This window comes from Corynebacterium sp. ACRPZ (genome assembly GCF_022346205.1).
GTDB lineage: Bacteria > Actinomycetota > Actinomycetes > Mycobacteriales > Mycobacteriaceae > Corynebacterium > Corynebacterium lehmanniae.
The window spans coordinates 17,676-41,393 of record NZ_JAKRMR010000014.1 but is presented as its reverse complement, the minus strand read 5'-3'; the positions used below and the strand labels follow the sequence as shown (position 1 = coordinate 41,393).

The following is a 23,718-nucleotide window of genomic DNA, read 5'->3' as shown; positions in this document are numbered from 1 at the left end:
CAATTCGCGCAGGGCCTGGTGTTGGGGGTTGCGCTGTCTTAGCTTCTGGGCCATGAACTTCACTGACTTTGTTTCCGCAGGCGTAGCCGTGCTCGCCGACTTTGACCGCGGCACCGCCATGGCCGCCGGCCTGTCCACCGGGCGGGTCCGTGACCTGGCGCGGGTGCACCACGCGTATTACGGGCCGACCCAGTTCACCCGCAAACAACGCGAAGCACTCGAGGCAGCGCATGGTCTGCCGGTGGACCAGCTCGTGCACATCGAGAAGAAACTGCTCGCCGTCGAAGGCGCCGCCGAACGCTGGCGCATCCGCCTCGACCTGGTGCGCCACCGCGGCTCATATAGGGCACTGACCAAGCGGATCAAACGGTTGATCAAACAACCCGTCAAACCAGCCCCACCCTCGTGCAGGTTCTCCCGCTCGAAAGCGGGCATGCGCACTATGATCCTGACCTACAACGAGCGCGACCTCGCCGACTTAGAGCACCTGCTGCGCCAACTCATCGACGCCGACGACCCCGCCGCCACCCAAATGGCCGACGCCCTCATCGCGATCCTGCGCGACGGCAAAGGCGTGCCGAAGGCGAATTTCCGGCCGATCATCCTGGTGCCGATCGCCGACTGGGCCCGCATCCAATCCGGCCACGCCGACGAGGTCACCTTGATCTGCACCGACGGCACCACCATGACCGGAGCCGAATACATGGAGCACGAATTCGGCGACATACTCGAAGTCGCCGCGTTCCACCCCCAAGAAGGACCAGTCAACCTCTACTACGGTCAGCGCTGCGCCAACGCGAAGCAAAAGGTCATGTCGAAGCTGCTCTGCCCGTCGTGTGCGTTTCCCGACTGCAAACACTCCGCAGAGACCACCCAGACGCATCACATCAATGCGTGGCGCTACGGGGGAATGACCAACATGGACAACCTCGCCGAACTGTGCCCCTTCCACAACGGGGTCAACGCCGACAACAGGCAAGGCCCGTTCGGCTACATCGACAACCCCAACGCCCGCATCCACTGGATCGCACCCAACGGCACACGCGTCCCAATGACCACCCCGGGCGCGATGGAACTGCTCTTCGACTAACCACACAACCGAAAACCCGCCCCACCGGGCGGGCACATCGGCATGCCGTTTTTACCGGCGGCCTTCAATCGCCCAGCTGATGAAGCGGCCGGAACACAGCGACCAGTGCACGATGAGCAGGAACGGCAGCGACAACGCGATGACATCGAGCCAGTGCGAGCCGTTGACAAGCGCGACCTGGTGCCCGCCCATGCTCACCGTGCCCGGCGGGAAGGTGCACGCCCACCAGGCGGGGGAGTACTCCACCCAGCGCGCGACGTTGGGGTAGAAGTTCCACATCGCCCAAATACCCAGCGGGATGGCCAACACCAGTGCGACGTAGCCGTAGTGGATGGAGAATTCTCCGGGGAACAAAATCTGCATCGCGGTGGTGGACTGGCCGATCACGCCCAGCGGCACCCATGCGGTCGCCGACAGCGGCCCCGAAAGGTCCACCTTCCCGTGCCACGCGGCCCAGTACACGCGGGCGAACGTGGGCACCGCGGTGAACAGGGACATCAGGAAGAACACGGTGCCGAGCACGTGGTAGAACTGCCCGTAGTCGCGGGCGAGCCAACCAGCCACCGACGCGGAAATCATCGGGCCGACCAACGGCAGGCCCCAGGTGAACTTCGGCGCGCCCTCGAAGCGGCTGAGCTGGATAGCCCAGGTGGTGACGGTGACGGGGGCACCGACCCAGAAGCCGATGAGGCGGTAGACGCCTTCGTCGGTAAGCCCGGATAGCGCGGCCCCCAGTGCGAGGATGCCGATGAAGAACATCGACCATTCCGCCATGGTGGTGCGCTCGAAGCTGGGGTGGCGGTAGCGCGCGAACCCGTACACGAGCACGACGAGGATGAAGCACGCGATCGCGGCGAAGACGGCGGCGAAAAACTGGTGGTCCATCTCCACGAGCAATCGCGACACGATTGAGGTGCCCATGAGGCTGCCGCCCCACGCGGGGCCGGGCGGTGGCAGTTGGCGGAACTTGTCAGTCACTCAGCGCATGGTAATCCCTTTCTTGGGAAGGTGCTCGCGCGGCCCGCCGGGAGGGACCCGTTGCACCAAAACGGCCCCGGCAGCTCAAAACCCGACCTGCGGTTTTGCGCCGATTCGGTCGGGTTCTGGTTGGGCAGGTCACTGTTGGGCCGCGGTGTGTTTCTAGCCCACGTTTGCTCCGAACAGCGAGCCGATGGCAAACGTGGCCGCCAGCGCGATGGTGCCGCCGACCACGATGCGGGCCACCGAGCGGGCGACCGGGGCCTCGCCGAGCTTCGCGGACAGCGCGCCCGTCAACGCGAGCGCCACCAGGGTCAGCACGAAAATTGCGGCGATGCGCCAGGTCGCGGGGGCGAGCAGCGCCGTCGCAAAGGGCAATGCGGCGCCGAGCAAAAACGACAGGAAGGACGCGATGCCCGCGGACCACGGGTTGACCTGCATCTGCGCGGCGAGTCCCATGGCGCGCTCGGAGTCACGCTGCGAGGACACCGAGACGTATTCGCCCAGCGCCATCGACACCGCGCCACCGATCACGGCGGCCAGGCCGGACATGGCGATCGTGGTCGCATCGGACGTCGCGCCCGCCACGCCGACGACCACGGCGGCGGTGGAGACGATGCCGTCGTTCGCCCCGAGCACCGCGGCGCGCAAGCGGTTCAGCCGCTCGCCGGTGCCGGGCTCATGCCTATCGACGCCACCTTCCGCCGTGCCCGGACAATCCATCAGATCAGTCATGACCCAATCATCGCCCGGCCCGATCACCCCCGCAAGGAAGTTCGCCCTGCCTTACTGCAGGTCAGGCTATGCAAACCTAGCAGTCGAAGTACATCTCGAACTCCTGCGGGGTGGGACGCAGGCGCACCGGGGTGATCTCGTTGTCGTACTTGAGCTTGACGTAGGTCTCGATGAGGTCCTCGGTGAACACGTCGCCTTCGGTGAGGAAGTCGTGGTCCGCCTCCAGCGCATTGAGCGCGGCCTCGAGCGAGGTCGGCGCCTGCGGGATGTCCTTGGCTTCCTCCGGCGGCAGCTCGTAGAGGTCCTTGTCCACCGGGGCGTGCGGCTCGATGCGGTTCTTGATGCCGTCGATGCCCGCCATGAGCATCGCCGCGAAACCGAGGTACGGGTTGCCCGACGGGTCCGGGGCGCGGAACTCGATGCGCTTGGCCTTCGGGTTCGCACCGGTGATCGGGATGCGGATCGCGGCGGAGCGGTTGCGCTGCGAGTACACCAAGTTGATCGGCGCCTCGAAGCCCGGCACGAGGCGGTGGTAGGAGTTCAGCGTCGGGTTGGTGAACGCCAGCACCGCGCCGGCGTGCTCGAGCAGGCCGCCGATGTACCAGCGGGCGATGTCGGACAGGCCGCCGTAGCCGGACTCGTCGTAGAACAGCGGCTCGCCGTCCTTCCATAGCGACTGGTGGGCGTGCATGCCGGAGCCGTTGTCGCCGGCGAGTGGCTTGGGCATGAACGTCACGGTCTTGTCGTACAGTGTCGCGGTGTTCTTGATGATGTACTTGAAGTCCTGCAGGTCGTCGGCCGCGTGCAGCAGGGTGTTGAAGCGGTAGTTGATCTCCTGCTGGCCGCCGTTGCCCACCTCGCGGTGGAAGCGCTCGATGTCGAAGCCGGCGGCGGCGAGGTTGCGCACCATGGCGTCGCGCACCTCGACGGTCTTGTCGTACGGCGGGACGGGGAAGTAGCCGCCCTTCCAGCGGTTCTTGTAGCCCAGGTTCGGCGAACCGTCGGCCTCGACCTCGTTGCCGCGGTTCCACCAGCCTTCCGCGGCGTCGATCTCGTAGAACGCGGCGTGGCCCTCCACCTCGTAGCGGATGGAGTCGAACAGGTAGAACTCCGCTTCGGCGCCGATGGAGCAGGTGTCGGCGATGCCGGTGGAGCGCAGGTATTCCTCCGCCTTCTTGGCCACGTTGCGCGGGTCGCGGGAGAACGGCTCGTGGGTGAACGGGTCGTTGACGAAGAACTTCACGTTCAGGGTCTTGGACCCGCGGAACTGGTCCAGCTTTGCGGTGGCGAGGTCCGGCATGAGGGTCATGTCGGATTCTTCGATGGTGGTGAAGCCGCGGATGGAGGAGCCGTCGAAGGCGAGGCCTTCTTCCATCACGTCTTCATCGAACATCGATGCCGGGATGGAGAAGTGGTGTTCGATGCCGGGCACGTCGGTGAAGCGCACGTCGATGAATTCCACCTCCTCGTCGGCGATGAATTTCTTGACGTCTTCGATGTTGTCGAAGGACACGGGTGGTACTCCTCGTTGTGTGTCGGACATAAGCGGTTTCAAGTCTACGCGGACCTCCCGCTACGCTTCGGAGGCATGGCTGCTTCTCGACGACAAACCTGGCACGACGGTCCCGAAATCCCGAACCAATTCTCAGGGGAGGACGCTCTGCCTGACTACCCGGGGCAGTTCTTGGGGTTGCCGAAGGAGGGGCAGGGATCCCAGGCGTCGGTGCTGCGCCGCATGGGCGGGGTGCTCATCGACTGGGCGTTGTGCGCGGTGGCGGCGTCGCTGATCACGGCGAACACCTCCGCGTTGGGGGACCGTTACACCGCGACGTACCTGCTGTGGATCGTCCTCGGCATCGTGTGCGGCTGGCTGTTCGCCCGCACCCCGGGCATGGCGGCGCTGGGCATGGGTGTGGCCCGCGTGGACAAGGAGGCCCCGGTGGGGCTGTGGCGCGCGGCGGTGCGCACGATCCTGACGGGCTTTGTGCTGCCGGCGGCGCTTGTGGACGCCGACGGGCGCGGCATGCACGACCGCGCCACCACCACGACGGTGATCCGCACCTAGTTGTTGATGGGGCGTTCCTCTCCGACGAGTTCGTGGTCGAAGTCGATGTAGCGGAAGAACGCCCAGGTCGGGTCGGTGAGCATGCGTCCGACGGAGAGCCCGCCGGCGATGAACAGCACCACGAAGGACACTTCGGTGAATTTCGACAGCGCGTTGATGATGTCGCCGACAGCGAAGTTGTGCACCGCGGCATAGATGACGGGGCCGGGGATCATCACCACGGCTGCCGGGATGGTCACGGTGGTGCGCGGCACCTTCGCCACCCGGCCTAAAAGCCCGCCGGCGACGCCGATGATCAGGGCGGCGACGAAGGCGGCGAGGTAGGAGCGCACCCCGTCCGCAAGCAATGCGAGGCGCGCGGCGTTGGCCGCCATCCCGAGGGTGGCGGCGATGAGCGCCATGCGTCTCGACGAGTTGAACAGCAACGCAAAGCAGCCCACACTGACGAAGCTGGCCAGCGCCCCGGCGACCATGAACTCCGCCGACCTCGGCACCGCCGCCGACGGCAGGTCCGGGGTGCCGGAGAGCATCGCGACCACGGAGACGGTCAGCATGATCACCACGATGATCTCGAGGGCGAAAAACAGCCTCGGGATGCCGGCGGTGAAGTCGAAGCGGGCGAGGTCCACAAACGAGGTGAACAGCGGGAAGCCGGGGATGAGAAACAGCACGGCCGCGACGAAGCCGGGGGAGACCACGCCCGCTATCGGCACCACCTGCGCCAGCAGCAGGAACGCCGACGAGGCGACGAACGACGCCGCCATCGTGATGCCGATCAGGTTGAAGTGCGCCTTGTGCAGAAACGCCCGCACGAGCTGTCCCAGCATCGCCGCCAGGCACACCAGCGCGGCGGTGGCGAGCCCGAACTGGTTGAGCACTGCGAATCCGGCGCAGGCGAGTCCGGCGGCGAGCGTCGATAGGCGAAAGCCCCAGCGTGGGGAGGGGATGCGCTCGATCTCATCCAGCACCGCGTTGATGACCTCGGGGGTGCGGTAGCTCTGCAAAAGCGAGTGCGCGGCGGTCTCCAGCGCCTCGATGCGCGAGGCGTTGACACCCGGCAGCGGCACGTCCGACACGGCGGTGCGGAACTGCTCGCCGCGGTGGAACGTGCAGCTGATGGTGTTGAAGCCGACGATGACGTCGGCGTTGTCGAAGCCCACCGAGCGCGCGCAGCGCTTCACCGCGCGGATCACGCGGTAGCCGGACGCGCCGGCAGCCAACAGCAAGACGCCGAAGCGAAGACAGGTGTTCGCCTCGGCGTCCATGGGCGGGTTGCGTGCGGTCACTTGCCGCCCTTGCGCTCCTGCATGCGGCGCATTTTGCGGTTCATTCCCGCCATGTTCTGCGCCTGCTTCGGCAGCGGGCCGCCCGGCAGGCCGGCGGCCTGGGCGCCGCGGCCGCGGGAATCCATCGCGTCGAGCTTGGCGGCGAGGTTGTACACCTCGTCCTTCTGGTAGTTCTTCGGCAGCTTGAGCAGGTGCTTCTGCAGGTCGCGGTTGCGCACCTGGCCTTCGCCTTCGCCGGCGTAGACCTCGTAGACGGGCACGCCCGCCAGCAGGCGCTCCACGCGCTTGTGTTCTTTGCCCATCAGGGACTTCAGGCGGTTCGGGTCGCCCTCGCCGACGAGCACGACGCCCGGGTTGCCCACCACGCGGTGCACGGTGTCCATGTGGGTGTTGGCCTGCACACCGGTCTTGGTCTGCCACACGATGCCCATCGTGTTGCGCATGTTCTCCAGCGTCCAGCCGGCGGCGCCGGGGGTGTCGCCGACCTCGTCGTACATGGACTTCTCCAGGCGGCGGGAGAAGATGAACATCGCCAGCACAGCGCCGAGGATCAGGCCCATGATCAGCCAGAACCACTTCGCGCCCCACCACAGGCCGAGAAGGAAGAACAGCAGCCCGCCGCCGAGCACGCAGGCGAGCATGATTGGGATGAGCGCCTTGTCGCGCTTGCGCTGGATCTCGAACGCCTGCTTGAGCTGCGAGCGGGTTGCTTTGCCCTTGGCGCGCTTCGCGGCGCGCTGTTCTTTCTTGGCGGCTTTCGCCGCTTCCTTGTCCTGCGTCTTAGCCATGGCCATAACTGTATGCCACAGCCAAGACGCGGGCCAAAGACCCTAGCGGGTCTCCACCGGGTGGTCTGCGGAGGCGCCGTACTTCTTCAGCAGGGTGGAGGCTTCTTGGGCAGTATCGCCTTGCGACGTCTCCGCCAAGTGCACGAGATTCTCCGGCAGCTCGAGGCCGCGGTGGGCCATTGCCTCGACGTAGAGCTTGCCGGCGCGGTAGGAGGAGCGCACCAGCGGGCCGGACATGACGGCGCCGAAGCCCATCTCGTAGGCGGCGTCGCGGTACTCGATGAACTCTTCCGGCTTCACCCAGCGGTCGATCGGGTGGTAGGTCGGGCCGGGGCGAAGGTACTGGGTGATCGTGATGATGTCGCAGCCTGCGTCCACCAGGTCGTGCAGCGCCTCGAGGACTTCCTCGCGGGTCTCGCCCATGCCGAGGATGAGGTTGGACTTGGTGATCAGCCCGAAGTCGCGGGCCTGGCGGATCACGTCGAGGGAGCGCTCGTAGCGGAACGCTGGGCGGATGCGGCGGAAGATGCGCGGGACGGTCTCCACGTTGTGGGCGAAGACCTCGGGGCGGGCCTCGAAGACCTCCTGGAGCAGGTCCGGCTTGCCGGAGAAGTCCGGGGTGAGGTTTTCCACGCCGGTGTGCGGGTTGAGCTCGTGGATCTTGCGCACGACCTCGGCGTAGAGCCAGGCGCCCTCATCGTCGAGGTCGTCGCGGGTGACACCGGTAATGGTGGAGTAGTTCAGGTTGAGGCTTTTGACCTCTTCTGCGACGCGGCGCGGCTCGTCGCGGTCCAGGGGATCCGGGCGGCCGGAGGCGATGTCGCAGAAGTCGCAGCGCCGCGAGCAACGGGATCCGCCGATGAGGAAGGTCGCCTCACGCGACTCCCAGCACTCGTGGATGTTCGGGCAGCCCGCCTCTTGGCACACGGTGTGCAGACCCGCGCCCTTGACCTTTTGCTTCATGTCCTCGTACTCGGGACCGGTCTTGACGGAGTTGCGGATCCACCGCGGCTTCTTCTCAATGGGTGTTTCGGAGTTGCGCGCCTCAACGCGCAAAAGCTTGCGGCCTTCTGGTGCTACAGTCACGCTTCTCACCGTACCTTCCGTGTCAAACCCTTCGAGGGGTCCGGTCGGGTGGCGAATGTGTGGTCCGCCACGACCAGCTCGCCGGACAGGGCGCGCTCGAGTTCGCGCACCATCGGCGCAGCCATGTCGGCTGGGGTGATGTCGCGGCCGAGCTCGAGCGACAGGGTGGTCACGTCGGCGTCGTCGATGCCGCAGGCGACGATGTGTTCGTAGTGCTCGAGCGTGTTGTCGCAGTTCAGCGCGAGGCCGTGCATGGTCACGCCGCGGGTGATGCGGATGCCCAGGGCGGCAATCTTGCGTTCGCGTGTCGACGCTGCCGGGTCCACCGCCTTCGTCTCCTCCGGCACCCAGACCCCGGAGCGGCCGTCGACACGGCCCGCCGTGGTCACACCGGCGTCGCGCACGACCTGGATGAGCGCTTCTTCGAGACGGCGCACGTAGTCGACCACGTCCACCGGCTCCGCGAGCTTGATGATGGGGTAGACCACCAGCTGGCCCTCGCCGTGCCAAGTGATGCGCCCGCCGCGGTCCACCGGCACCACGGGCACGGGGTAGGCGGGGTCGGGCATGTCCTCCGGCTGCGTGCGCTTGCCGGCGGTGAAGGTGGAGGGGTGCTCCAGCACTAGCACTGTGTCCGGCAGTTCGCCTTTGGCCCGTCGAGAAGCAATGTCCGCCTGGAGGTCCCAGGCCTGTTTATAGTCCACGAGCCCCAGCTCGCGCACGTCAATGGGCGCGGCTGAGGCTCGGATGGATTTGTCGGCGGGGAAAAACGGGTCGCGCGGGGAAGTCATACCCTTAGACCCTAGTCCCCGCCGGTTTAGACGCCGTTGGAGGAGGCGTACTCGTCGGCGGTCATCAGCGGGCCGACCTCCTCGACCTCGACCTCGAAGAGCCAGCCTTCGCCGTACGGGTCGTTGTTGATGGCCTCGTAGGCGCCGTCGATGTCCTCGTTGACCGCGGTGACCGTGCCGGTGACCGGGGAGTACAGGTCGGAGACGGACTTGGTGGACTCGATCTCGCCACAGGTCTCACCGGCGGTGACGGTGTCGCCGACCTGCGGCAGCTCAGCGAAGACGACCTCGCCGAGGCGGTCAGCCGCGACGTGGGTGATGCCCACGCGCACAGTTTTACCTGCTGCCTCGTCCGGGGTGGCGTTGATCCACTCGTGGTCCTCGGAGTAGTAGAAATCCGGCTTCAGCTCCATGGTTATGCGTCCTTTCGGGAGTAAAACGGGGTCGGTGCAATAGTAAACGGGTAACGGCGTCCGCGGATGTCGATTTCCACTTCCGTGCCCTCTTCCGCGTGCTTGGGGTCCAGGTGCGCGAGCGCGACCGGGTAGCCCAGCGTCGGCGACGGCTGGCCGGAGGTGACCACGCCGATCTTCTCGTCCGAGCCTGCGAGGAAGACCTCGGCGCCTTCGCGGGCGGCGCGGCGCTGCTCGGAGGTCAGGCCCGCGATGACGACGCTCGGTTCACGGCCAGTGAGCGCGTCCTTGCCCACGAAGTCCGCTTCCTTCTTGGCAAACGCGCGGCCCATGCCTGCTTCCACCGGGGTGATCTCGGCGGTCAGCTCGTGGCCGTACAGCGGCATCGAGGCTTCCAGGCGCAGCGAGTCGCGCGCCGCCAGGCCGCACGGGGTGCCGGAGCCGATGACGGCGTCCCACACCTTCTGCGCGTCCTCGCTGGTGCAGAACAGTTCGAAGCCGTCCTCGCCGGTGTAGCCGGTGCGGGCGACGAAGATTTCGACGCCGTCGAGGGTCATCCAGGCACCGGAGTAGTAGGACAGGGCGGAGGCGTCGTCGCTAAGCAGAGGCTCCAGCACCTCGAGCGCACGCGGGCCCTGGACCGCAACCAGCGCGAACGCTTCCGAATTGTTGCTCAGCTCCACGTCGAAGTCGCCCTTGCGGGCCTCAAACGCGGCCCACACGGCGTTGGTGTTCGCGGCGTTGGGCACGACCATGAAGTGGTTCTCGGAGAACTTGTAGGTGATCAGGTCGTCCAGGATGCCGCCGTCCTCGGCGACGATCATGGAATACTTCGCCTTGCCCTCCTTCAGCGCGGAGAAATTGGAGATCAGCGTGTAGTCCAAAAACGCGGCGGCGTCGGGGCCCTGGACGGTGATCTCGCCCATGTGGGAGAGGTCGAAGATGCCGACGTCATTGCGGACGGCGCGGTGCTCCTCCAGCTCCGAGCCGTACTTCAGCGGCATCTCCCAGCCGCCGAAGTCGGTGAAACTGGCGCCGAGCTTTTCGTGGGTGGCATGCAGCGGGGTCTGTGGCATTGGTTCTCCTTAGGATTCGGTTTCGATGTCGAAGGCTTCCGGCGGCGGGCAGGCGCACTGGAGGTTGCGGTCGCCGAAGGCTTCGTCGATGCGCCGCACCGGCGGGAAGTACTTCGCGTGCACCAGCGAGGCAACCGGGTAGGCGGCCTTCTCGCGGGTGAACTCGTACGGCCACTGCGAGCGGATCACGCTGGCGGCGGTAAACGGCGCGTTGTGCACGACGGAGTTTTCGTACTCGACGTTGCCGTCGATGATCTCCTGGATCTCGGCGCGGATGGAGCGCATCGCTTCGATGAAGCGGTCCAGCTCGGCCAGGTCCTCGGACTCGGTCGGCTCCACCATCAGCGTGCCGGCGACCGGGAAGGCGAGGGTGGGGGCGTGGAAGCCGTAGTCGATCAGGCGCTTGGCTACGTCAGCCGCGGTGACGCCGGAGGCGTCGGTAAGTTCGCGCAGGTCCAGAATGCACTCGTGGCCGACCAGGCCGTCGTTGCCGGTGTAGAGCACCGGGTAGGAGTCGTTCAGCGCGCGTGCGATGTAGTTCGCGCCCAGCACGGCGTGTTCGGTGGCGCTGCGCAGGCCGGCGGCACCGGACATGGCGATGTACGACCAGGAAATCGGCAGCACGCCAGCGGAGCCGTACAACGTGGAGGTCACCGGCACGCCGCCCTCGCCGTCGGCGGCGGTCGGGTCGCCCGGCAGGAACGGGATCAGGTGCTCGCCCACGCCGATCGGGCCCACGCCCGGTCCGCCGCCGCCGTGCGGAATGGTGAACGTCTTGTGCAGGTTCAAGTGCGAAACGTCGCCGCCGAAGTCGCCCGGGCGCGCGATGCCGGTCAGGGCGTTCATGTTCGCGCCGTCGATGTAGACCTGCCCGCCGGCCGCGTGCACCTTGTCGCAGACCACGCGCACGTCTTCCTCGTACACGCCGTGCGTGGACGGGTAGGTGAGCATGATCGCGGCCACGGCGTCGGCGTGCTTTTCCAGCTTCGCGTCCAGGTCCGCAAGGTCGATCGAGCCGTCGTCTGCGGTCTTGACCACCACGACGCGCAGGTTCGCCAGCGTCGCCGACGCCGCGTTCGTGCCGTGTGCAGAGGCCGGGATGAGGCAGATGTCGCGCTCGGTGTCGCCGTTGGCCACGTGGTACGCGCGGATGGCCAACAGGCCGGCCAGCTCGCCGGTCGCGCCGGAGTTCGGCTGCACGGACACTTCGGCGTAGCCGGTGATTGCTACCAGCCAGGCGCGGATTTCGTCGATAAGCTCGCGCCAGCCCTCGGTGTACTGGTCAGGGGTGTAGGGGTGCACGTTGGCGAAGCCCGGCCAGGTGATCGCCTCCAGGCCAGCGGTGGGGTTGAGCTTCATGGTGCACGAGCCCAGCGGGATCATCGTGCGGTCCAGCGCGAGGTCCTTGTCGCCGAGCGTGCGGATGTAGCGCATCATCTGCGTCTCGGAGTGGATGCGATTGAACGTCTCGTGGGTGAGGAAGTCGGTGGTGCGCTCCAGCGCCGCCGGGATGCGCGCCGCGCCCTCAGCGACGGAAGCCCCGAAGCCCGCAAGCAGCGCCTCGACGTCGGCGTCGGTGGTGTCCTCGCCGAAGGAGACACCGACGGTGGTCTCGTCGATTGCGCGGACCAGGTAGCCTGCATCCGCAAGCTTTGCGACGACCTCCGCTGCCCCCGCAACCTCAACCGCCACCGTGTCGAAGAATTCGGCGTGCTTGACTTTCACGCCGGCAGCCTCGAGCGACGCGGCGAAGTCTGTGGCGCGCTTATGCACCGCACGCGCGATGTCCTTCAAGCCTTCAGGGCCGTGGTAGACGGCGTACATCGACGCCGTGACGGCCAAAAGCGCCTGCGCGGTGCAGATGTTGGAGGTGGCGCGCTCGCGGCGGATGTGCTGCTCGCGCGTCTGCAGCGCCAGGCGGTAGGCGGGGTAGCCCTCGGCGTCCTTGGACACGCCCACCAGGCGGCCCGGCATCTGGCGCTGCAGCTTCTCGCGCACCGCCATGTAGGCCGCGTGCGGGCCGCCGTAGAACAGCGGCACGCCGAAGCGCTGCGTGGTGCCGATGGCGATGTCCGCGCCGAACTCGCCGGGGGACTCAAGCAGCGTCAGAGCCAGGATATCGGCATCGACGGCGACCAGGCCGCCGCGCTCGTGGATCGCCTCGATCACCGGGCGCGGGTCCACGATGTCGCCCTCGGTGCCCGGGTAGGCGAACACGGCGCCGACGAGGTCCTCGCCGACCACGCCCTCGGCCAGGTTGGCCACCTCGACCTCTAGGTCGATCGCGCGGGCGCGCTCGGAGGCGACTGTGATCACCTGCGGGTGCAGGCGCGAATCCAGGAGCACCCGGCGGCCCTTCTTCACCACACGCGACATCAGGCCGACGGCTTCGGCGGCGGCGGATGCTTCGTCGAGAAGCGAAGCGTTCGCGATGTCCAGGCCGGTGAGATCTTGCACCATGGTCTGGAAGTTCAGCAGCGCCTCAAGGCGGCCCTGCGAAATCTCGGCCTGGTACGGCGTGTAGGCCGTGTACCAGCCGGCGTCCTCCACCACACCGCGGCGGATCACGGGCGGGGTCAGGGTGGAGGAGAAGCCCTGGCCGTAGAACGCGCGCAGCACGGTGTTCTTGTCTGCGAGCTCGCGCAGGCGGGCCTGGGCTTCGTACTCCGTCAACGCCGCCGGCAGGTCGAGCGGCTGCTGCGCCAGGATGCCGGAGGGCACCGCGGCGTTGATCAGCGCATCGATAGAATCGTAACCCAGAGCATCCAGCATTTTCTGCTGTTCTGCCTGGTCTGGGCCGATATGGCGGGAGATGTAATCCAACTGGGGCTCCTTGAAAATCGGGTCGTGATAACCACGCGACAGCTTAGCTGTTTCTCAGCCCCAGTTAGCCCGATTTAGAACTCGTCTACACCCGCGTTTCCGAACAGCCACGTCACCGCGATCGCGCCCGGATCCGGCACGTCTTTCGCGCTCTCGCCGAGGTAGGACGCCCGGCCCTTTTTCGCCTGCATGCCGCGGGTCGCCTTCGCGCCCTCGACCGCCGGGGCGAAGACGTGCGCGAGCACTTCGTCGACGCTGCCGGTGGCGTCTTTGGCGGCGCGGGCGGCCGGTGCGAGGGCGTCGACGAGCGTGTTGTCGCCCTCCTTCGCGCCGCCGAGCTCCGTGATGGCGTCGACGCCGCGCTGCAGCCCCTCCGCGAGCGCCCCGGCAAACGCGGCGCCGTCCGCGTCGCGCGAGTCAACACCCGCGTCCTCGAACGCGTCCGCCATCTGGCGGAAGAGCGTGCCCAGCACCGCCCCCGAGGTGCCACCGGCGCGCACCAGCATGCGGTGGGCGAAGAAATTCAGCACCTCTGCATCGGCGCCCCGCACAGGCCTATCGACGTCACCAAAGGCCGCCTCCATATTCTGACCGAAGTCGCCGTCGCCGGCCTCCCGGTCCAGGGCCGTCAGGTCGTCGTAGCTGGCGGCGAGGCGTTCCACAAAGCCGGTCAGCCAGGTGTTTTCCTCGCCGGAATCCGGCTGGGTTTCGTCGTCGACCATGCGCGCGTCGGCGTACTCCGGATCGGCGACGGTGCCGGGCCAGGCGGGCGCGGCGGTGTCGGCGTCGATGAGCTGGATCAGCTCGTCGTCGACCACGGTGAGCGTCAGCGAAATGCCCGCCATGTTCAGCGAGGTCACCAGCGTGCCGCGCATCCCGCGGCGCACCTTCAGCCCGCGTTGCGTCAGCTGCTTGACCGCCTCGCCGAAGACCAGGTCCTGCTCGAGCTGGCTCGTACCGCCGAGGCCGTTGACAAACAGCATGACGTCCTCGCCCTCAACGCCGGCGTCGCGCAGCGAGGACAGGATGCCATCCAGGAGCTCTTCCACCAGCGCGGCGGCGGTCAGTTGCGCGCCGGCGATGTCGCGGCGCTCCACGCCCGGCTCGCCGTGGATGCCCACGCCGATCTCGATCTGGCCTTCGCCCAAGTCGAACGTCGCGCGGTCCGAGGTCGGGGAGTGGCCCGGCTGCAGCGCCACCGCCATGCTGCGGGACTGATCCGCCGCGCGCTGGGCAACCTCAGCCACCGCCTGCAGGTCGTCGCCCCGCGCCGCCGCAGCGCCGGCGACCTTCTCCACGATCACCGTGGCACCCGTGCCACGGCGGCCCGGCGAGTCGTCGTTGTCGATCTCGGTGGCCACGTCGTCGTCCACAAGTACCTGCGCCACCTCAGCGTCGGCGTGGTTCGCGGCGACGGTGAAGTTCATCACGTCGCCGGTGTAGTTCTTCACCACGTGCACCACGCCCGCGCCGCGGTTGGCCCACTCGGTGGCCGCGCCGATCTGCACCGCGTTGGGGGAGGTGAATAGCAGGCCCGGGCAGGCCGCATCCAGCATGCCGGCGCCGATGAAACCGGCGTGCATCGGTTCGTGGCCCGATCCGCCGCCGGAGATGACGGCTACTCGGGGTTCGCCTTTGGTGGCGTCGTCAAGCAAAAGCCCCACGAAGCCCTCGTCGTGCCACTCGGCGCAGGGGTGCGCGGCGACAAGGCCGCCGAGGGCCTCGCGCATGAAGTGGTCGGTGGAGTTACGAAATGATTTGAACGTGTCAGCCATACCGCCACTTTATGCCAAAAACGACGAAACCCGGCACCGAAAGACGGTGCCGGGTTCAGCGCATTCCGGGGCTAGATGTCGAGATCAGCCTCGAAATCGCCCTGCTCGATGCGGTCCTTGATCGTGGTTACGAAACGGCCCGCGTCCGCACCGTCGATCAGCTGGTGATCGTAGGTGAACGGCAGGTAGCACATCTGGCGGATCGCGATGGAGTCGATGCCGTCCTCGGTCACGATGACCGGGCGCTTCTCAATCGCGGCGGTGCCCAGGATGCCGGCCTGCGGCGGGGTCAGCACCGGGGTATCCAGCAGCGCGCCCTCGGAACCGATGTTGGTCACGGTGAAGGTCGCACCGGACAGATCGTCCGGACGCAGCTTCTTGTCGCGCGCGCGGGACGCCAGGTCGGTGATCGCCTTCGCGATATCCGCCAGGTTCATGTCCTGCACCTTCTTGATTACCGGCACCAGCAGACCCATCGGGGTATCCACTGCGATGCCGATGTTGACGTCGGAGTGGTAGGTGATCTCCTTCGCGTCAGCGTCGTAGGAGGCGTTGACGTTCGGGTGGGACACCAGCGCCTCTGCCGTGGCCTTGATGAAGAAGGCCAGGTAGGTGATGTTTGCGCCATGCTTCTCGACGAATGCCGGCTTGACCTTCTTACGCAGCTCCGCAACGCGAGTCACGTCGACCTCCTGCACGTGGGTCAGCTGCGCGGTGGTCTGCAGGGACTCCACCATCTTCGCGGCGGTGATCTCGCGGATGCGGTTCACGCGCTGGGTGGTGCCGATGAGCTCCGCCTTCGCCGGATCCACGGACTTGGTGGACCAGTTTGCGCGCGGGCCCTTCGGGGCCGCCTTCTCGTCGCCCTTCGCCGCAGCTGCGTCAGCGGCGCCCTCGGCCTTGCCGCCCTCGGCAGCGGCCAGGACGTCCTGCTTGCGGATGCGGCCGCCGACGCCGGTGCCCTCAACCGTGTTCAGGTCCACGCCGTGCTTGTCGGCGAGCTTGCGCACCAGCGGGGTGACGTACGGGACGTTGTCGCCGTTGTTGACCTTGGCGGACGCGTTCTTGGAGTCAGCCTTGTCAGCCTTCTCGGTCTTCTCGGCCTTCGGTTCTTCCTGCTTCGGTTCCGGCTTCTCTTCAGCCTTTTCCTCGGCCGGCGCCTCAGCCTCTTCAGCCTCGTCGGCATCGTCTTCCTCGACGGCGGCGTCAGCGTCGCCGATGATCACGATGACATCGCCGACCTCTACGGTGTCGTCTTCCTCGGCCAGGATCTCCAGGATGGTGCCCTCGACCGGGGACGGGATCTCGGTGTCGACCTTGTCGGTGGAGACCTCGAGCAGCGGCTCGTCGACCTCGACCATGTCGCCGACGGACTTCAGCCAGGTGGTGATGGTGCCCTCGGTGACGGACTCGCCGAGCTCCGGCATCTCAACCTTGGTGCCTGCACCGCCGGAAGACTTCTTCTTCGGCTCGGCCTTCTTCTCTTCCTTGGGCTCTTCCTTCTCCTCGGCCGGCTCCTCTGCCTCTGCCTCGTCCTCGTTGGAGTCGTCGGAAGCTGCTGCAGCATCAGCGTCGCCGACGCGGGCGATGACGTCGCCGACCTCGACGGTGTCGTCCTCTTCAGCCAGGATCTCGATCAGGGTGCCGGCAACCGGGGACGGGATCTCGGTGTCGACCTTGTCGGTGGAGACCTCGAGCAGCGGCTCGTCCACCTCAACCTCGTCGCCGACTTCCTTCAGCCAGGTGGTGATGGTGCCCTCGGTGACGGACTCGCCCAGCTCCGGCATCTCCACGTCGGTGGCGTCGCCGGAGGCCTTCTTGGCCGGCTTGTCGTCCTTCTTCGGCGCCTCAGCCTTCTCCTCGGTCTTTTCTTCGGCCGGCTCCTCAGCCTCAGCCTTCTCTTCCTTCTTGTCGGAGGAAGAGTCCGCTTCCTCGCCCTCGTCGCCGATGATGGCGATCACGTCGCCGATCTCAACGGTGTCGTCCTCCTCGGCCTTGATCTCCAGGATCACGCCTGCGACCGGGGACGGGATTTCGGTGTCGACCTTGTCGGTGGAGACCTCGAGCAGCGGCTCGTCCACCTCGACCGTGTCGCCGACTTCCTTCAGCCACGTGGTGATCGTGCCTTCGGTGACCGATTCGCCCAGCTCGGGCATCTCAACTGAGTGCGCCATTTCTTAAGTCTCCTCATTGAAACGTTGGAAGCTATACAGGCATAAAGCGTACCTGTAACACGCCCCGCACGTCGCCCAAGGGGTGACCTTTTCTACCCGAGACGCCCCGTATGATGTGTGACGTGTTCAACCTGTTCGGCAAAGGCAAGAAGTCCACGACGTTTAAACCACCCCGCGCGCCGGGGGAGACGATTCGTCCGGACGATGCGCAGTACCTGCGCGACTGGGTCGTCGGCAGGTCCTATGTCGAGGGTTTTGTCGAGCCGGAAACAATGGTCAACGAGATGTCCGTCGTCCTCGTCGACGAGAAGGGCAATTACACCCGCCGCCGTATCGGCGGCCCCAAGGGCATCGACCAGGTGGCCGACATGCTGGGCATCATGCTCTACGACGTCGAGGAGACCGGCTACCCCGACCGCATGCGCAAAAAGATCGAGCAGGAGCGCATTCTGCGCAAGCGCGAGGAGCAAAAGCAGCGCCGCGCCCGGTTCGAGCGCGGCGAAAACCCCTACGGCTAGTTTGTACGAATCGACAAAACGCCCCGGCGTGCTGGTTTCCCACCTGGGAAAACGCCGGGGCGTTGTTGATTCGTACAAAAGACGCCGTTTGCGGGCTCCGCATTGCGGACAACCTCGTAAAAGTTGACATTCTGCCGAAATCGGCCCGTGGCGACCTGCGGAAATGTAGGGCTGTTGTCAGATCTTGCGAGCGCCGGAGCGTCGCCGACTCTTATTGCTTATCGACGAGGCGCGACAACGTCTCCACAATCGTCCGCACAGGCGCGCCAGTGGCACGCTTCGGGGTGTATCCGTAGGGGGCGCCGCCGTTCCAGGCGGGGCCGGCGATGTCGATGTGCGCCCACTCGACGTCCTCCGGCACGAAGCGGGACAGGTACAGGCCCGCGAACAGCATGCCGCCGGTACGCGCGTTGTGGGTGTTGCGGATGTCGGCGATGGGGGACTTCAACTCGTCCTCCTGCTCCTCCAAAAGCGGCATGGCCCAGGCCTGCTCGCCCACGCCGCGACCGGTCTCGGCGATGAGGTCGCGCAGCTTATCGGAGCCCATCACGCCTGCGGTGCGGTTGCCCAGCGCCACCAGCTGCGCGCCGGTGAGCGTGGCCGTTTCGATGAGGTAGGCGGGGGAGTCCTCGCAGGCGCGGGCGACGGCGTCGGCAAGCACGAGGCGTCCCTCGGCGTCGGTGTTAATGACCTCGCTGGTGATGCCGCCGTAGTGGGTGATCACGTCGCCCGGGCGGGTGGCGGTGCCGGACGGCATGTTCTCCGCCAGGGGCAGCCAGGCGTCGACGCGCACCGGCAGCTCAAGGCGCGCCGCCGCGGCGATCACGGCGAGCTGGGCCGCGGAGCCGCCCATGTCCGAGATCATGTCCTCCATGCCGGAGCCGGGCTTGAGCGAGATGCCGCCGGTGTCGAAGGTGATGCCCTTGCCCACCAGCGCGACCTTCTGAGATGCCCCGGACGGCGCCCAGGTCAGGTGCACCAGGCGCGGCGGGCGCGAGGAGCCGCGGCCCACGGACAGGATGCCGCCGAAGCCCTGCTGCTCCAGCGCGGCCTCGTCGAGCACCTCGATGTCCAGGCCGGCAGCCTGGGCGACCTCGCCCATGACGCCGGCGTAGGACTCCGGGTAGAGGTAGTTCGCAGGGGTGTTGACCAGGTCGCGCGCCAAGTTCACGGACTCGGCGACAATCACCGCGGCGTTGTACTCGGCCTCGTCGGCGCCGACGACGGTGACCTCGGTGGTCTGCGGCGTCTCGGCATCGGAGTTCTCGTCGTCGGCGACCTCGGCCTGGGACTTCATGCCGGTGTAGGTGTAGCCGCCCAGCAGCAGGCCCTCCACCACAGGCGCGACGCCGAACTCGGCGGAGATGGCGGCGCGCTCCACGTCGTTCAACGAGCGCGCTGCCGCGCCGACGCCGCGGCGGACCGCTTCGTCGTCGATCTCGGAGGCGTTGCCGAGGCCGAATGCGGTGACCAGGGAGCCGTCGATAAGCAGACGCGTCACCTCGCCCTCGGTGCCCTTGGCACCGACCGCAACCAGCGCCTCCAGCAAACCCTTCGGGGCGAGTGCGGTGACCGGGACCTCGATGCCGTCCTCGCCGTTCGCGACGGGGACGAGCAGCGCCGCACCTTCCGGGGCAGTGGTGCCGAGCGTTGTGCGCACCGTGGTGCCGCGGGCGGGGAGGCTGATGTCGAAGGCCATGGATGTCCTTTCGTTGTGCGGGCAATTACACCCTGTGAGCGTACTGAATGAGGGGAGTACCCTGGTCCGTATGGCTGAGATCGAATTCACAATTACCCCCACCGCAAACCCCACCCCCGACGCGGAGCGCGCGAAGATCCTCGAAGACCCGGCGTTTGGCCAGCAGTTCACGGACCACATGGTCTCCATCGATTGGACCGAGGACGAAGGCTGGCACAACGCGCAGGTGCGCGCCAACGAGCCGATCTCGCTGGATCCGGCGTCCAACGTGTTCCACTACGGCCAGGCCATCTTCGAGGGACTGAAGGCCTACCGCCACACCGACGGCAGCATCACCGCGTTCCGCCCGGAGCAGAACGCGAAGCGCCTGAACAACTCCGCCAAGCGCATGGCCATGCCGGAGCTGCCGGAGGAGGTCTTCCTGGAGGCGGTGCGCCAGATCGTGGACATTGACTCCGACTGGGTGCCGGAAGCCGGCGGCGAGGCGTCGCTGTACCTGCGCCCGTTCATGATCGGCACGGAGAAGACGCTGGGCGTGAAGCCGTCCTCGAGCTACAGCTTCTACATCATCGCCTCGCCGGCCGGCGCGTATTTCTCTGGCGGCATCAAGCCGGTGAGCGTCTGGATCTCCGAGGACTATGTCCGCGCGGCCCCCGGCGGCACGGGTGATGCGAAGTTCGCCGGCAACTACGCCGCGTCCCTTTTGGCGCAGCAGCAGGCGGCGGAGAAGGGCTGCGACCAGGTGGTCTGGCTCGACGCGATCGAGCGCAAGTACATCGAGGAGATGGGCGGCATGAACCTCATGTTCGTCGAGGGCTCGGGCGCGGACGCGAAGATCATCACCCCCGAGCTGACCGGCTCGCTGCTGCCGGGGATTACCCGCAAGTCGCTGCTCCAGGTGGCCGAGGACCTGGGCTACACCGCCGAGGAGCGCAAGATCACCGTCGAGCAGTGGCGCCAAGGCGTCGAGGACGGCACGATCACCGAGACCATGGCGTGCGGCACCGCGGCCGTGATCACCCCGGTGGGCACCGTGAAATCCAACGAGGGCGAATTCACGGTGAACAACAACGAGGCCGGCGAGGTCACCATGGCCATGCGCGAGCGCCTGCGCGGCATCCAGACCGGCGACGTCGAGGACACCCACGGCTGGAACACCGTGCTCATTGAAAGCTAGTTGCTTGTCGACGCACCTTCGGTCAGCACCTCACCCGCCAACTCCGCGGCGAGGTTGAGCTGTCCAAGCGCGGCCAGGGCCCCTGCGCCCTGGCCCGTTTTCATTTCCAGCGACAGTACCGGCGTCAGATTGAGTGCCTCGAGGCAGCCGGCATGGGCCGGTTCCGCCGTGGATTGGCCGGCGATGAGCCAGTCCTTCGTGCCGGGGGCGAGCCTCTCGGCCACGTAGGCGGCGAGGGTGGGGTAGGCCTCGCCGATGAGCACCGGGGTGCGGCGCGCGGCGGACTGGGCGATCAGCCCGACCAGGAACGCGAAGTCCGGGCCGGTCAGTTCGGCGCAGACGCGCTCGGTGTCCTCGCGGAAGCCGCGCACGCGGAACATCGCGTCGCGCACGGCGGCGACTTTGACCTTCCACACCTTGTCGTTGATGCCGGAGCCACGGCCGATGGCTTTCACCGGCTCGGTGCGGGTGAACACGCCGTAGGCGGCCGCGGCGACGCTGGTGTTGCCCACCCCGATGTCGCCGGGGATGATCAGGTCCGCGCCGGAATCGATCTCGTTGTCCGCCACCTCGGCGCCGGCGGCGAGGGCGGCGTCGAACACCTCGGGGGAGGTGGCGGGCTCCACATCGATGGCACCGGTGGGGGTGTCCAGGTAGTCGCCGATGAAGCGCAACGTCGCACCCGCCAGGCGTGCCGCGGCGTGGGCCGGGCCGCCGCCGGCGCGCAGCTGCTCGGCCTGCACGTCGCCGGCGTCGTCGGTCCACGCGGACACGCCGCGCGCGGCAACGCCGTGCTTGCCCGCCACGACCACCACGCGCGGGCGGGCGAACGGGGCGGGGACGTCTTTGCCCTGCACCGAGGCGATCCTGGACGCCAGAGAGCCCAGCCTGCCCAGCGCCAGCCCCGCGGCAGAGCCTGCCAACGCGTCGGCGACGGCGTGGCCGTGGGACTGCTTCGGGGCGTCAACCGGCGGAAACTGCATGGCCTAGACCTTTTCGCCCACGGCCACGCGCGGCTTCGGGGTGCGCCAGTTGCGCGGCTGGGTGGCGCGGGAGAAGGCGTACATGCCCAGGCCGAAGCCGGTGTCGGCCTCTGGGAACTTCTCGCGCACCGCGCGGTTGGCGCGGATGCCGATGATGAAGCCCTCGATGAAGATGGTCAGCATAAACAGCAGGCTCAACAGCGACAGTACCGCGGACACGCGCGGCAGCCAGGTGCCGATCAGCATGATCAGCAAAAGCACCAGCGCGGCCGGCATGACGTAGTTGTTGAAGAAGCGCTTGGAATCCACCCAGTCGCGCACGAACCCGCGCACCTCGCCGCGGTCGCGCTCGGTGAGGTAGCGCTCGTCGCCGGCGTCCATGCGGGCCTGGATCTCGCGGTTGCGGGCGCGGTTTTCCTCCCGCACCTGCTTCTTGTGCGCCTTCCACTCCTCCTTGGACATGGTCTTCTTCAGCTCTTTTTCGCGCTGACGGATCTGCGCCGGGGTGGCGGCGTTCGGGTCGCGCACCACGCCGCGCTTGATCTCTTGGTCGATGCGCTTCGGCGTCGGGCGGCCCTTCGGCGGGGTGTAGCCCTTAGGGAGCTTTTCCCCCGTCTGCTCGGCCTGCTCAGCCTCAGGCAGCTCGACCTTCGTCGAGCCCTGCGCCGCGTCTGCGCTCTGCTCGGTTTTCTGCCAGGGAAGTTTCACGCTCATTAGGCTACAAGGCCCGCGTGCGGGAGTGGAATAACCCGGCACGCCTACCGGTTGCACTGTGCATGGCCAGTGGCGCGTAGCATGGGCGCCACTCCACATCGAAAGACTTGAGTCGAGGCACGAAGGAGACTGCAATGACTGCCCCCACCTCTACCACCGGCGTGAACCTCACCGAGGCCGCCGCTGCGAAGGCGAAGGCCCTGCTTGATCAGGAGGGCCGCAACGACCTGTCCCTGCGTATCGCTGTCCAGCCGGGCGGCTGCGCCGGCCTGCGCTACCAGCTCTACTTCGACGACCGTGACCTGGACGGCGACAAGGCCGACGAGGTCGGCGGCGTGCGCCTGGTCGTGGACAAGATGAGCGTGCCGTACCTCATGGGCGCCACCATCGATTTCGCGGACACCATCGAGCAGCAGGGCTTCACCATCGACAACCCGAACGCGGGTTCCGCCTGCGCCTGCGGCGACAGCTTCAACTAAGCACCCCCTGCTTATCGACGACTAAAGCTCCGCACCGTCACACAGTGCGGAGCTTTTTCGTGCCGCTACCGGCAGCCATGCTCCTCGGCGAGCCACGCCAGCGCGTCTGCTTCACCGCCCCCGGCATCGGGACGGACGGGATCTTCCGCGAACGTTTCGCCGGTCCGGGCGCGGTCCTTCGCAATGGTGAGCATCAGGCTGCTCCCGTCGGGAAAGTCGTAGACCATGTTGGCCGAGGCATAGCCGGCCGTCGGTTCACCGAAGCTGCGCGAGCGTTCCAAGCCGCGGAACGACAACATCGTTGCTTCACCGGACGAGGCTGTGTATTCGTCCACAAGCACAGCGGTTGGCGCGTCCCATTTGCCACCCGCGGTTTCAAGAGCGCTTCCTCCGCCGTTGACCGCGTTACCGTTGACGCTGACCGGCATCGAGCCGCCTGCTGTGACAAATTCGAGCACTTCACCGTCTGGAAGTAGAGGTGAGAGCCCAGCGAGCATTGGGCCCATATCGCCACCGTAGTTACCGCGCAGGTCCACGATAGCCCCACAAGCCCCGTCGTCCCGGGCCTGGATCAGGCCGCTGGTGAGGGTGTCCGCGTACGCCTGGATGTCAGCGTGACGGTCGACTCCAGGCACCGTCGCAACCGCGACGCCGTCTCTGACCGCCACGCTGGCGGCCTCAGCCTCAGCAACCTCGTCATCGTCGCCAGTGGCCGGTGCGAGCATTTTGGAATGCTTGCCTCCGGCGGCCTGCACCGCCTTGTCGAGTGCGGGACGGATGTCCTCGAGCGTCTCGGCGTGCTTCGCTTCCTCTCGAGCGGCAGCGCTAGCCTCCGCAAACTCCGCAGAGTCTGCGTAGATGCCCTGGCCGGCGAGATCGAGCACCGTAGAGGTGTAGCGCTTCGGGCTGTCCGTGCCAAAGAACCGAGCGTTGCCCGTGTACATGGCGGTGACAGTGGGACCGTAGACATACAAGGCGGTAGCCGCTGCGAGAATGAGCGCGACCATGAGGCCGCCGACCGTGAGGAGAACTTTGCGTGCTGTTGACATGCATCTCATCTAACCGGCG

General features: G+C 66.9%; 21 protein-coding genes. 5 read left to right on the top strand and 16 right to left on the bottom strand.

Annotated elements, in window-relative coordinates; genetic code table 11:
* The first annotated feature begins 52 nt into the window (after positions 1–52).
* On the top strand, positions 53–1,090 hold the full coding sequence (locus tag MHX64_RS09935; protein ID WP_239356993.1) for an HNH endonuclease signature motif containing protein: 1,038 nt from the start codon (positions 53–55) through the stop codon (positions 1,088–1,090).
* A gap of 51 nt (positions 1,091–1,141) precedes the next feature.
* Here MHX64_RS09935 and MHX64_RS09930 read toward each other — a convergent pair whose 3' ends face one another.
* From MHX64_RS09930 to glnA, 3 genes are all read right to left on the bottom strand, one after another.
* On the bottom strand, positions 1,142–2,068 hold the full coding sequence (locus MHX64_RS09930) for a TDT family transporter (protein ID WP_239356992.1): 927 nt from the start codon (positions 2,066–2,068) through the stop codon (positions 1,142–1,144).
* A 162-nt stretch (positions 2,069–2,230) separates the two neighbouring features.
* Complete coding sequence (locus MHX64_RS09925) at positions 2,231–2,803, bottom strand: VIT1/CCC1 transporter family protein (RefSeq protein WP_370642112.1); 573 nt, start codon at positions 2,801–2,803, stop codon at positions 2,231–2,233.
* A 76-nt stretch (positions 2,804–2,879) separates the two neighbouring features.
* The gene (gene glnA / locus MHX64_RS09920; protein ID WP_255711329.1) at positions 2,880–4,346 is read right to left on the bottom strand and encodes a type I glutamate--ammonia ligase; all 1,467 of its coding nucleotides are present in this window, start codon (positions 4,344–4,346) and stop codon (positions 2,880–2,882) included.
* Positions 4,347–4,391: 45 nt separating this feature from the next.
* On the opposite strand from glnA, the gene MHX64_RS09915 reads away from it, so the two are divergent.
* Positions 4,392–4,868, top strand: a complete 477-nt coding sequence (locus MHX64_RS09915) for an RDD family protein (RefSeq protein WP_239356990.1) — start codon at positions 4,392–4,394, stop codon at positions 4,866–4,868.
* Here the strand turns inward: MHX64_RS09915 and MHX64_RS09910 are convergent.
* The 9 genes from MHX64_RS09910 to sucB all read right to left on the bottom strand — a co-directional run bounded on the left by MHX64_RS09910 (position 4,865) and on the right by sucB (position 17,080).
* Positions 4,865–6,154, bottom strand: coding sequence for a threonine/serine exporter family protein (locus tag MHX64_RS09910; protein WP_239356988.1), 1,290 nt, complete (start codon positions 6,152–6,154; stop codon positions 4,865–4,867). The two genes, MHX64_RS09915 and MHX64_RS09910, sit on opposite strands and share 4 nt — an antisense overlap.
* Positions 6,151–6,942 carry a DUF4191 domain-containing protein gene (locus MHX64_RS09905; RefSeq protein WP_370642110.1) on the bottom strand — a complete coding sequence of 264 codons (792 nt, stop codon included), beginning with the start codon at positions 6,940–6,942 and terminating at the stop codon, positions 6,151–6,153. The genes MHX64_RS09910 and MHX64_RS09905 overlap by 4 nt, the downstream gene beginning before the upstream one ends.
* A gap of 42 nt (positions 6,943–6,984) precedes the next feature.
* Positions 6,985–8,028, bottom strand: coding sequence for a lipoyl synthase (gene lipA / locus MHX64_RS09900; RefSeq protein ID WP_239306653.1), 1,044 nt, complete (start codon positions 8,026–8,028; stop codon positions 6,985–6,987).
* Positions 8,029–8,033: 5 nt separating this feature from the next.
* Positions 8,034–8,819 (bottom strand): lipoyl(octanoyl) transferase LipB, encoded by a 786-nt coding sequence (gene lipB, locus MHX64_RS09895; protein WP_239356984.1) that lies wholly within the window; start codon positions 8,817–8,819, stop codon positions 8,034–8,036.
* Positions 8,820–8,845: 26 nt separating this feature from the next.
* Positions 8,846–9,232 (bottom strand): glycine cleavage system protein GcvH, encoded by a 387-nt coding sequence (gene gcvH / locus MHX64_RS09890; protein WP_181888773.1) that lies wholly within the window; start codon positions 9,230–9,232, stop codon positions 8,846–8,848.
* Positions 9,233–9,234: 2 nt separating this feature from the next.
* Positions 9,235–10,308, bottom strand: a complete 1,074-nt coding sequence (gene gcvT / locus MHX64_RS09885) for a glycine cleavage system aminomethyltransferase GcvT (protein WP_239356982.1) — start codon at positions 10,306–10,308, stop codon at positions 9,235–9,237.
* A 9-nt stretch (positions 10,309–10,317) separates the two neighbouring features.
* Positions 10,318–13,131, bottom strand: a complete 2,814-nt coding sequence (gene gcvP, locus MHX64_RS09880; protein WP_239356981.1) for an aminomethyl-transferring glycine dehydrogenase — start codon at positions 13,129–13,131, stop codon at positions 10,318–10,320.
* A 74-nt stretch (positions 13,132–13,205) separates the two neighbouring features.
* Complete coding sequence (locus MHX64_RS09875) at positions 13,206–14,906, bottom strand: dihydroxyacetone kinase family protein (RefSeq protein ID WP_239356979.1); 1,701 nt, start codon at positions 14,904–14,906, stop codon at positions 13,206–13,208.
* A gap of 71 nt (positions 14,907–14,977) precedes the next feature.
* Complete coding sequence (sucB, locus tag MHX64_RS09870; protein ID WP_239306648.1) at positions 14,978–17,080, bottom strand: 2-oxoglutarate dehydrogenase, E2 component, dihydrolipoamide succinyltransferase; 2,103 nt, start codon at positions 17,078–17,080, stop codon at positions 14,978–14,980.
* Positions 17,081–17,202: 122 nt separating this feature from the next.
* On the opposite strand from sucB, the gene MHX64_RS09865 reads away from it, so the two are divergent.
* Positions 17,203–17,598, top strand: coding sequence for an oxidoreductase (locus MHX64_RS09865; protein ID WP_239306647.1), 396 nt, complete (start codon positions 17,203–17,205; stop codon positions 17,596–17,598).
* A 211-nt stretch (positions 17,599–17,809) separates the two neighbouring features.
* On the opposite strand, the gene MHX64_RS09860 is transcribed toward MHX64_RS09865, so the two are convergent.
* On the bottom strand, positions 17,810–19,297 hold the full coding sequence (locus tag MHX64_RS09860) for a leucyl aminopeptidase (RefSeq protein ID WP_239306646.1): 1,488 nt from the start codon (positions 19,295–19,297) through the stop codon (positions 17,810–17,812).
* 70 nt (positions 19,298–19,367) lie between these two features.
* On the opposite strand from MHX64_RS09860, the gene MHX64_RS09855 reads away from it, so the two are divergent.
* A complete protein-coding gene (locus MHX64_RS09855) occupies positions 19,368–20,474 on the top strand; it encodes a branched-chain amino acid aminotransferase (RefSeq protein WP_239356978.1) in 1,107 nt (368 codons plus the stop codon).
* Here the strand turns inward: MHX64_RS09855 and MHX64_RS09850 are convergent.
* Both MHX64_RS09850 and MHX64_RS09845 read right to left on the bottom strand, forming a co-directional pair.
* On the bottom strand, positions 20,471–21,457 hold the full coding sequence (locus tag MHX64_RS09850; RefSeq protein ID WP_239356977.1) for a nicotinate-nucleotide--dimethylbenzimidazole phosphoribosyltransferase: 987 nt from the start codon (positions 21,455–21,457) through the stop codon (positions 20,471–20,473). The two genes, MHX64_RS09855 and MHX64_RS09850, sit on opposite strands and share 4 nt — an antisense overlap.
* A gap of 3 nt (positions 21,458–21,460) precedes the next feature.
* Complete coding sequence (locus MHX64_RS09845; protein ID WP_181888764.1) at positions 21,461–22,165, bottom strand: DUF3043 domain-containing protein; 705 nt, start codon at positions 22,163–22,165, stop codon at positions 21,461–21,463.
* A gap of 140 nt (positions 22,166–22,305) precedes the next feature.
* Here MHX64_RS09845 and MHX64_RS09840 point away from each other — a divergent pair, with 140 nt between their 5' ends.
* The gene (locus MHX64_RS09840; RefSeq protein ID WP_034998489.1) at positions 22,306–22,650 is read left to right on the top strand and encodes an iron-sulfur cluster assembly accessory protein; all 345 of its coding nucleotides are present in this window, start codon (positions 22,306–22,308) and stop codon (positions 22,648–22,650) included.
* A 65-nt stretch (positions 22,651–22,715) separates the two neighbouring features.
* On the opposite strand, the gene MHX64_RS09835 is transcribed toward MHX64_RS09840, so the two are convergent.
* On the bottom strand, positions 22,716–23,699 hold the full coding sequence (locus MHX64_RS09835; RefSeq protein ID WP_239356976.1) for a S41 family peptidase: 984 nt from the start codon (positions 23,697–23,699) through the stop codon (positions 22,716–22,718).
* Positions 23,700–23,718: the final 19 nt, after the last annotated feature.